The sequence below is a fragment of the Actinomadura sp. WAC 06369 genome, assembly GCF_003947565.1.
Lineage (GTDB): Bacteria > Actinomycetota > Actinomycetes > Streptosporangiales > Streptosporangiaceae > Spirillospora > Spirillospora rifamycini.
In genome coordinates this window covers 1-8,183 of sequence record NZ_QHJN01000250.1, presented here as the reverse complement: position 1 = coordinate 8,183, position 8,183 = coordinate 1, and the positions used below count along the sequence as shown (strand labels likewise).

Annotated in this window: 8 protein-coding genes; 2 read left to right on the top strand and 6 right to left on the bottom strand. The window is 76.5% G+C overall.

Annotated features, from left to right (window positions below; translation table 11 throughout):
• On the top strand, positions 1 to 2,157 hold a 2,157-nt coding region (locus tag DMH08_RS40610; RefSeq protein ID WP_199748184.1), incomplete at its 5' end, for an ATP-binding protein.
• Here DMH08_RS40610 and DMH08_RS37030 read toward each other — a convergent pair.
• The 6 genes from DMH08_RS37030 to DMH08_RS37005 form a co-directional block, all read right to left on the bottom strand.
• Positions 2,139 to 2,954, bottom strand: coding sequence for an ABC transporter permease (locus DMH08_RS37030; protein WP_125620865.1), 816 nt, complete (start codon positions 2,952 to 2,954; stop codon positions 2,139 to 2,141). The genes DMH08_RS40610 and DMH08_RS37030 overlap by 19 nt on opposite strands.
• Complete coding sequence (locus DMH08_RS37025) at positions 2,951 to 3,904, bottom strand: ATP-binding cassette domain-containing protein (protein WP_125620863.1); 954 nt, start codon at positions 3,902 to 3,904, stop codon at positions 2,951 to 2,953. The genes DMH08_RS37030 and DMH08_RS37025 overlap by 4 nt, the downstream gene beginning before the upstream one ends.
• A 45-nt stretch (positions 3,905 to 3,949) precedes the next feature.
• A complete protein-coding gene (locus tag DMH08_RS37020; RefSeq protein ID WP_125620862.1) occupies positions 3,950 to 4,156 on the bottom strand; it encodes a DUF4287 domain-containing protein in 207 nt (68 codons plus the stop codon).
• Between the two features lie 77 nt (positions 4,157 to 4,233).
• Positions 4,234 to 5,238 carry a DUF418 domain-containing protein gene (locus DMH08_RS37015; protein ID WP_125620859.1) on the bottom strand — a complete coding sequence of 335 codons (1,005 nt, stop codon included), beginning with the start codon at positions 5,236 to 5,238 and terminating at the stop codon, positions 4,234 to 4,236.
• Positions 5,239 to 5,428: 190 nt separating this feature from the next.
• Complete coding sequence (locus DMH08_RS37010) at positions 5,429 to 6,616, bottom strand: CaiB/BaiF CoA transferase family protein (protein WP_125620857.1); 1,188 nt, start codon at positions 6,614 to 6,616, stop codon at positions 5,429 to 5,431.
• The gene (locus DMH08_RS37005; RefSeq protein ID WP_026402792.1) at positions 6,600 to 7,250 is read right to left on the bottom strand and encodes a GntR family transcriptional regulator; all 651 of its coding nucleotides are present in this window, start codon (positions 7,248 to 7,250) and stop codon (positions 6,600 to 6,602) included. The genes DMH08_RS37010 and DMH08_RS37005 overlap by 17 nt, the downstream gene beginning before the upstream one ends.
• A 17-nt stretch (positions 7,251 to 7,267) precedes the next feature.
• Between DMH08_RS37005 and DMH08_RS37000 the strand changes: the two genes are divergently transcribed.
• Positions 7,268 to 8,183 (top strand): hydroxymethylglutaryl-CoA lyase (locus tag DMH08_RS37000; protein ID WP_148108638.1); only part of this gene is annotated, 916 nt, incomplete at its 3' end.

Genomic DNA, 8,183 nt, shown 5'->3' with positions numbered 1-8,183 from the left:
GTCGCGGAGCGCGTCGCGGAGCGGTTCCCGGGCGGGGTGTGGGTCGTGGAGCTGGCGGCGGTCGCCGCGGGCGGCGAGGTCCCCGGGGCGGTCGCGGCCGCGCTCGGGGTGCGGGGGCCGGAGCGGGTCGCCGAGGCGCTCGCGGGCGCGGCGGCGCTGCTCGTCCTCGACAACTGCGAGCACGTGCTGGACGCGGCGGCCGACCTGGCGGGCGGGCTGCTCGGCGCGTGCCCGGAACTGCGGGTGCTGGCGACGGGCCGGGAGCGGCTCGGCATCGACGGCGAGGCGCTGTGCCCGGTGCCGCCGCTGGACGGGCCCGACGCGGCGCGGCTGTTCGCGGAGCGCGCGGCGGCCGTCCGCCCCGGGTTCGACGCGGCGGAGAGCGCGGCGGCCGTCGCGGAGATCTGCCGGCGGCTGGACGGGCTGCCGCTCGCGATCGAGCTGGCCGCGGCGCGGCTGCGCGCGATGACGCCCGAGCAGCTCGTGCACCGGCTCGGCGAGCGGTTCCGGCTGCTCACCGGGGGCCGCGCCGTCCCCCGGCACCGCACGCTGCGCGCCGTCGTCGCCTGGAGCTGGGACCTGCTGGACGAGCGGGAGCGGGCGCTCGCCGAACGGCTCGCGGTGTTCCCCGGCGTGATCGTCCCGGACGCGGCCGCGCGGGTCGGCGGCGGGACGCTGGAGGACCTGGACGCGCTCGCCGACCGGTCGCTGCTCCAGCCGGTGGACGGCGGCGAGCCGCGGTTCCGGATGCTGGAGACGATCCGCGAGTACGCGCGGGAGCGGCTGGCCGAGCGCGGCGAGTCCGCCGCCGTCCGGGCGGCGCACCTCGCGTACGTCGTCGAGGCGGCCGAGCGGGCCGCGCCCCACCTGCTCGGGGCCGGGCAGGTCGCGTGGCTCCCCCGGCTGACCGAGGCGCAGGACGACGTCCACGCCGCCCTCCGGTTCGCGGAGGAGCGCGGCGACGCGGGCTCGGCCGTCCGGCTGGCGGCGGCGCTCGCGGTGTTCTGGACGATCCAGGGCGACCACGCCGAGGCCGCGCGGCGGCTCAAGGGCGCGCTGGAGACCCCGCGCCGCACGCCCGTCCCGGACGGCGCCGAGGCGGCGGCGCTCGGCGGGTACGTGCTGAACGTCGTGCTGGCGGGCGGCGCCGCGCGCGACGACCCGCTGATCGAGGCGCGGGCGCCGGGGCCGGACGCGCGCCCGCTCGCGGTGCTGGTCGAGCCGGGCGTCGCGCTGCTGCGCGACGACGCGGCGGGCGGCCGCGCCGCCGTCGACCGCCTGCTGCCCGGCCGGGACGCCTGGACGCGCGGGACGCTCCACGTCATGGCCGCGATGCTCGACGGGAACGCGGGCGACCTGGCCGCCGCGCACCGCGACCTGGCCGCCGCCGTCGCCGCGTACCGGGAGAGCGGCGAGCGGGCCGGCCTCGCGATGGCGCTGCTGTTCGCGTCGTCGACGGAGCTGAGCGGCGGCGACCACGACGCGGCCGTCGCGGCGCTGGAGGAGTCGATCGGGCTGCTGCGCGAGCTCGGGCAGGAGCGCGAGGCGGCGCGGCAGCGGGTGATGCTGGCGGTCGTGCTCGCCCGGTCGGGCGACGCCGGCCGGGCGCGCCGCGAACTGGCCGCCCTGCTCGCGCCGGAGGCCGCGACGCCCGCCCGGCACCTGGTCGGCGCGCGGCTCGCGCTCGGCGACCTGGCCCGGCACGGCGGCGACCCCGCCGAGGCGGAGCGGCACTACGCCGCCGCGGAACGGGAACTGGAACGCGCGCCCTCAGGGCCGCAGTACCCGTCCCTGCTGGCGACGGCGCGCGCGCACCTCGCGATCGGCGCCGGCGAACGCGCCGCGGCCCGCCGCCACCTGCGGGCCGCGCTCGCCGGGGCCGTCGCGGGCCCCGACATGCCCGTCGCCGCGTCCGCCGGGGTCGGCGTCGCCCGGCTGCGCGCCGCCGACCGCCCCGCGGACGCCGCGGCCGCGCTCGGCGCCGCGTCCGTCCTCCGCGGCGGCGCGGACGAGGCCGACCCCGATGTCGCGCACGTCGCCCGCGGCCTGCGGGACGCGCTGGGCGAGCGCGCCTTCGAGGACGCCCGCGCGCGCGGCGCGGCGCTCGACCTCCCCGGCGCGCTCGCCCTCCTGGAGGATCAGCTCCGCCGCCGGTAGGCGTACACGGCCAGCGGCGCGAACACCGCGAGGAAGCCCGCCGCCCACAGCAGCGTCGCGGTCGCCGCGCCCGCGACCGGGCCGCCGACGAGCAGTCCGCGGCAGGCGTCGACCGCGTTGTCGACCGGGTTGACCTCCACCCACGCCTGCAGCCAGCCCGGCAGCGTCTCGGTCGGCACCGCCATGCTCGTCCCGAACGTCAGCGGGAAGATGCCGAGGAACGCCACCGTCTGCACGACGGTCTCCTCCTTGATCAGCACCCCGACCAGCACGTTCACCCAGCTCAGCGCGAACCCGAGCGCCGCACTGAGCCCCGCCGCCGCGAGCGCCGCCGCGGCGTTCGTCTCGACCCGGAACCCCATCAGGTAGCCGGTCGCGAACAGGACGGTGCCGGTGACGACGTACCGGGGGCCGTCGCTGACGACGAGCCCGACCAGCGGCGCGGACCGTCCGATCGGCAGGCTCCGGAACCGGTCGAACACGCCCTTCTTGACGTCCACGTTGATGGCGACGCCGACCGACACCATCCCGGCGAGGACCATCGTCATCACCAGGACGCCCGGGAAGATGTACTGCAGGTACTCCCGGGTGGAGCCGGACACCGCGCCGCCGAACAGGTACACGAACAGCAGCAGGAACATGATCGGCATGAACAGCGCGTCCAGCAGGATGCCCGGGTTGCGCCGCGTCTTGGTCAGGCTCCGCCCGGCGAGCAGCAGGCTGTGCCGGGCCAGTGCGAACGGCCGCGCCCCCGGTTCCGCCGCGCGGGTCCTCGGGCCGACGAGGGTGTCGGTCATACCGCCGCCTCCTCCTTCAGCACGCCGTGGCCGGTCAGGGTGAAGAACACCTCGTCCAGGCTCGGCAGCCGCAGCGACAGCTCGGCGACGGCGATGCCCGCCGCGTCCAGCCGCCGGACCGTCTCGGCGAGCGCGTCCTCGCCGTCCACCGGCACCGTCAGGACGTCCCGGCGCGGCGACTCGGCCGCCCGCCCCGACACCGCGTTCAGGATCGCCGCGACCTCCACCAGCCGCCCGGGGTCCCGCGGCCGCACCGTGATCGCCTGCCCGCCCGCGACCCGCTTCAGCTCCGCGGGCGTGCCCTCCGCGATCACCCGGCCCCGGTCGATCACGACGATGCCGTCGGCGAGCGCGTCCGCCTCCTCCAGGTACTGCGTCGTGAGCAGCACCGTCCCGCCGTCCGCCGTCATCGCCCGGATCATCCGCCACACGTCCTCGCGGCGGCCCGGGTCGAGCCCGGTCGTCGGCTCGTCCAGGAACGTCACCGCCGGACGCCCCACCATGCAGGCCGCGAGGTCGAGCCGGCGGCGCATCCCGCCCGAGAACGCCGACACCCGCCGGCCCGCGTCGTCCGCCAGCTCGAACCGCTCCAGCAGCTCCGCCGCGCGGGCGCGCGCGTCGCCCTTGCGCAGGTCGAGCAGCCGCCCGATGAGCACGAGGTTCTCCGCCGCCGTCAGGTCCTCGTCGACCGACGCGTACTGCCCCGTCAGCCCGATCGCCCGCCGCACCCGCGCCCCGTCGCGGACGACGTCGAGCCCGCCCACGCGCGCCGTCCCGGCGTCCGGCCGCAGCAGCGTCGCGAGGATCCGCACGGCCGTCGTCTTCCCGGCGCCGTTCGGCCCGAGCAGCCCGAGCACGGTGCCGCGCCGCGCGCTCAGCCCGACGCCGTCCAGCGCGACCGTCTTCCCGAATCGTTTGACCAGGCCCTCGGCCCGGATGGCATCTTCCATGCCGCCGAGCCTCGCCCGCCCCCCTCACAAACCGCTCACACGGCCCTACCGCCCTTCGCCGAGGGTGTGGGCGACGAGGGCGTTCGCGTGCCCGTGCCCCAGCCCGTGCTCGTCCTTGAGCCAGGCGACGAGTTCCATGTGCTTGGTCAGCGGCGACGCGCGGATGAGGTCGACCCATTCCCGGACGGGCCGCCCGTACTTCTTCTCGATCGCCGGGAAGTAGCTCGCCGGGCCGTTCGCCGATGCGCTCATGTCCGATCTCCTCTCGATCGAGCGTAGCTTGTCTTTTGCAAGTACGCTTTGTCAAGCGAAGCGCGAACCCTCGCCTCTCACCCCGTGTCGGCGCGGTCGGCGCCCGGCGGAACCGGCCCCCACCAGGTGAGGCGCCGCCACACCCATTCCAGCGGCCCGTGGCGGGCGCGGCGGAGCCACAGGCGGCTGAAGGCGAGCCCGAGGCAGAAGACGGACGCGCCCGCGGCGACGGCGACCGGAAGGTCGGGAGGCGCGGCCGGACGGACGGCGCGGTCGGCCGCGACGATCGCGACCGTCGCGCCGACGTAGACCGTGAGCGCCGCCCTCCCCGGCGGGACGAGCCCGCCCAGGAGCCGTGCCGCCCGCGTGCGCGACAGCCGCACGACCGCCGCCGCGTAGACCGCGGCGGTGGCCAGCCCCGCCCACGTCGCGGGTGCGGAACCCGGACCGGCCGCCGCCGCGACCTGCCAGGCGTTCAGCCCGGCGGCGAGGACGGCGCAGCACAGGAGGAACGCCGACACCCGGGCCGCCGGCGCGTCCAAAATCCGCCCGACGCCGTACCTGTGGACCGCGTACCCCACGAGGAACAATCCGGGGACGAGCGCGCTGCCGCCCGCCGTCGACGCCGCCGCGCCCGCGGCGACGAGGCCCAGCGCCAGGAGCGTCCGCCACCCGGGGAGGAACGACGCGGGCAGCAGGACGGCGATCCCGACCACCGCGTACGTCAGCAGCACCTCGCGGGGGTGCAGCATCCGGTGGAGCGCGCCGATGGGGATCAGGAAGCCCAGCCGCGCGAGCATCAGCACCCGCGGGTGCGGCGTCCGGTCCCGGACCGCGTCCAGGAACAGGCCGAAGCTCACGCCGAACAGCAGCGAGAAGATCGGGAAGAACCGCTGGTGGAGCAGCGTCTCGTACGCCCAGTAGCCGGGCCCGCGACCATCGCCCGGGTCCGGGAGGGGCACCCCGGTGAGCTGCACGGTGTTCACGATCACGACGCCGGACAGGGCGAACCCGCGGAGGACGTCGACCTCGGCGACGCGCGGGCGCGGCCCGGCCGCTTCGGGGGATGATCGCGGCGCCATGCCCCTCCCGGTGTCGTCCTCCGCCCACCATGGCGCAGCCTCCCGGCCATGGCCAGCGGCGGCGGGGGCCTCACCCGGACCGGGATGGTCGTCGGCGCCCCCGGCCTCATGCCGCCCGAGGAGCTGCGCGGCGAGCGCCGCCCCGGCCGGGGCGGCGCCCCGCGTCTGCCGGAAGGTCGCGGGGCCGGGGTCAGATCGTGCCGGCCGCCGTCAGGGCTTCGAGGTCGGCGGGGGCGAGGCCGAGGAGGGCGCCGTAGACCTCGGGGTTGTGCTCGCCCAGGGACGGGCCGAGGGCGCGGACCTCGCCGGGGGTGTCGGAGAGCTTCGGGAAGACGTTCTGCATCGGGAACTCGCCGAACTCGGGGTGCGCCATCCGGATGATCGCCTCGCGGGCGCGGTAGTGCGGGTCGGCGAGCATGTCCTTCGCGCGGTAGGTGAGGCCCGCGGGGATGCCGTTCTCGTGCAGGAGGTCGAGGAGTTCGGCCGAGTCCCGGTCGGACGTCCAGTCGCCGATGAGGCCGTCGAGTTCGTCGGCGTTCGCGCCGCGGGCGCCGTGGGTGGCGAACCGCTCGTCGTCGGCGAGTTCGGGACGTCCCATCAGCGCGGCCAGCCGGCGCCAGATCGTGTCCCGGTTGGCGGCGATGAGGACGGGGCCGTCCTTGGTCGGGTAGACGTTGCTGGGGGCGACGTTCGGGAGGACGGAGCCGGTGCGTTCGCGCTGGTAGCCCGCGATGTCCCATTCGGGGACGAGGGACTCCATCATCGCGAGGACGGCCTCGTAGAGGGCGGAGTCGACGATCTGGCCGCGGCCGGTGCGGTGCCGGGCGTGCAGGGCGACGAGGGTGCCGAGCGCGGCGAACGTCCCGGCGAGTTCGTCGCCGAGGGAGATGCCGGCCCGGGACGGGGGCTTGTCGGGGTCGCCGGTGACGTAGCGGATGCCGCCCATCGCCTCGCCGATGGAGCCGAACCCGGCACGGGGGGCGTAGGGGCCGTCCTGGCCGTAGCCGGTGACGCGGGTGACGATGAGGCGGGGGTTCTCGGCGCGGAGCTCGTCCGGGGAGAGGCCCCAGCGTTCGAGGGTGCCGGGGCGGAAGTTCTCCACGAGGACATCGGCTTGCGCGATGACGCGGCGGGCGAGGGCCTGGCCCTCGGACGTGCGCAGGTTCAGCGTGACCGACTTCTTGTTGCGCGCGAGGATCGGCCACCAGAGGGACTTGCCGTGCGGCTTCTCGCGGCCCCACTCGCGCATCGGGTCCCCGGCGCCCGGCGGTTCGATCTTGATGACCTCGGCGCCGAAGTCGCCGAGGAGCTGCCCGCAGAACGGGCCGGCGAGGAGCTGGCCCATCTCCACGACCCGCAGGTCACCGAGTGCGTTCATCGTCGTCCTTCCGGTTCAGGTTGGCGGCGGCGGCGCGGATGTGGGCGCGCATCACCGCTTCGGCCCAGTCGGGGTCGCCCGCGGCGATGGCGGCGACGATCTCCCGGTGGTGGTTCATGGAGCGGTCCAGTTCGGCGGCGTCGTAGCGGCGGAACGTGCCGACGATCAGCGGGGCGTGCACGACGGACGCGAGCATCCCGGGCAGCCGCCGGTTCCGCGACGCGTCGATCACCGCGGCGTGGAAGCCGGAGTTCAGGCGGGCGAGCGCGCCGAGGTCGCGGTCGGCCGCGGCGGCCTCCATGGCGTCGCAGAGCGCGGCCAGGTCGGCGAGGACGGCCGCGTCCCGGCCGATGCGCGCGGCGCGGGCGGCGGCGTAGGGCTCGAGGAGCGCGCGGAGCTCGAAGATCTCCGCGAGGTCCTCGCGGGTCCATGCGACGACGCGGGCGCCGCGGTGCGGCAGCACCTCCACCAGGCCGTCCGAGCCGAGCCGCTGCAGGGCCTCGCGCACCGGGGTGCGGGACAGCCCGAGGGTCTCGGCGAGTTCCGACTCGCCGAGCCGCGATCCGGCGGCGGCGTCCCCGGACAGGATCATCCGCCGCACCGCGTCGTACGCGACGTCCGCCGCACGCGCCATGGCACCTCCTCGATTGCATGCAATATAGTCACATTCGACGCGAAGGTGGCAAGTCTGGAGGCACATTGCATACAACGGTGGTGGAGGTCGGCCCGCGGGACGGTCTCCAGAACGAGGCCCGCGTGCTCACCCCGGACGACCGGATCGCCTTCATCGCGCGCTGCGCGGAGGCCGGGACGCGCCGGATCGAGGCCGTCTCGTTCGTGCACCCGAAGCGCGTCCCGCAGATGGCGGGCGCCGAGGAGGTCATGGCGGGGGTGCCCCGGGGGGACGTGCGCTACAGCGGGCTCGTCCTGAACCGGCGGGGGCTCGACCGGGCGCTGGCCGCGGGGGTCGACGAGGTGAACGTGGCCGTCCCGGCGTCCGACGCGTTCTGCGTCCGCAACCAGGGCGCGACCGTCGCCGAGATGATGGACGCGTGGGACGGCATCGCCGCCGCGGCGGCGGAGGCGGGGGTGCCCGCGACCCTGACGATCGCGGTGGCGTTCGGCTGCCCGTTCGAGGGCGAGACGCCGCCCGAGCGGGTCGCGGAGCTCGCGCGCCGGGCGCACGCGGCGTCCGAGATCGCCCTCGCCGACACCGTCGGGGTGGGCGTTCCGGCGCAGGTCCGCGACCTGGCGCGGCGCGTGCGCGAGGCCGCCCCGGGGATCCCCTTGCGGTTCCACTTCCACAACACGCGCAACACCGGGTACGCGAACGCGCTGGCGGCGGTCGACGAGGGCGTGACGACGCTGGACGCGTCGGCGGGCGGGTTCGGCGGCTGCCCGTTCGCGCCCGCCGCCACCGGCAACATCGCCACCGAGGACCTGCTGTACGCGCTGCACCGCGGCGGTGTCGAGACCGGGATCGACATGGAGCGGGTCGCGGCGACCGGGGCCTGGCTGGGCGGGCTGCTCGGCGAGCCCGTGCCCGCGCTCCTCGGGCGCGCCGGGG

Coding starts and splice junctions, on each gene's coding strand:
- DMH08_RS37030 (WP_125620865.1), bottom strand. CDS start 2,954: ATGACCGACACCCTCGTCGGCCCGAGGACCCGCGCGGCGGAACCGGGG.
- DMH08_RS37025 (WP_125620863.1), bottom strand. CDS start 3,904: ATGGAAGATGCCATCCGGGCCGAGGGCCTGGTCAAACGATTCGGGAAG.
- DMH08_RS37020 (WP_125620862.1), bottom strand. CDS start 4,156: ATGAGCGCATCGGCGAACGGCCCGGCGAGCTACTTCCCGGCGATCGAG.
- DMH08_RS37015 (WP_125620859.1), bottom strand. CDS start 5,238: ATGGCGCCGCGATCATCCCCCGAAGCGGCCGGGCCGCGCCCGCGCGTC.
- DMH08_RS37010 (WP_125620857.1), bottom strand. CDS start 6,616: ATGAACGCACTCGGTGACCTGCGGGTCGTGGAGATGGGCCAGCTCCTC.
- DMH08_RS37005 (WP_026402792.1), bottom strand. CDS start 7,250: ATGGCGCGTGCGGCGGACGTCGCGTACGACGCGGTGCGGCGGATGATC.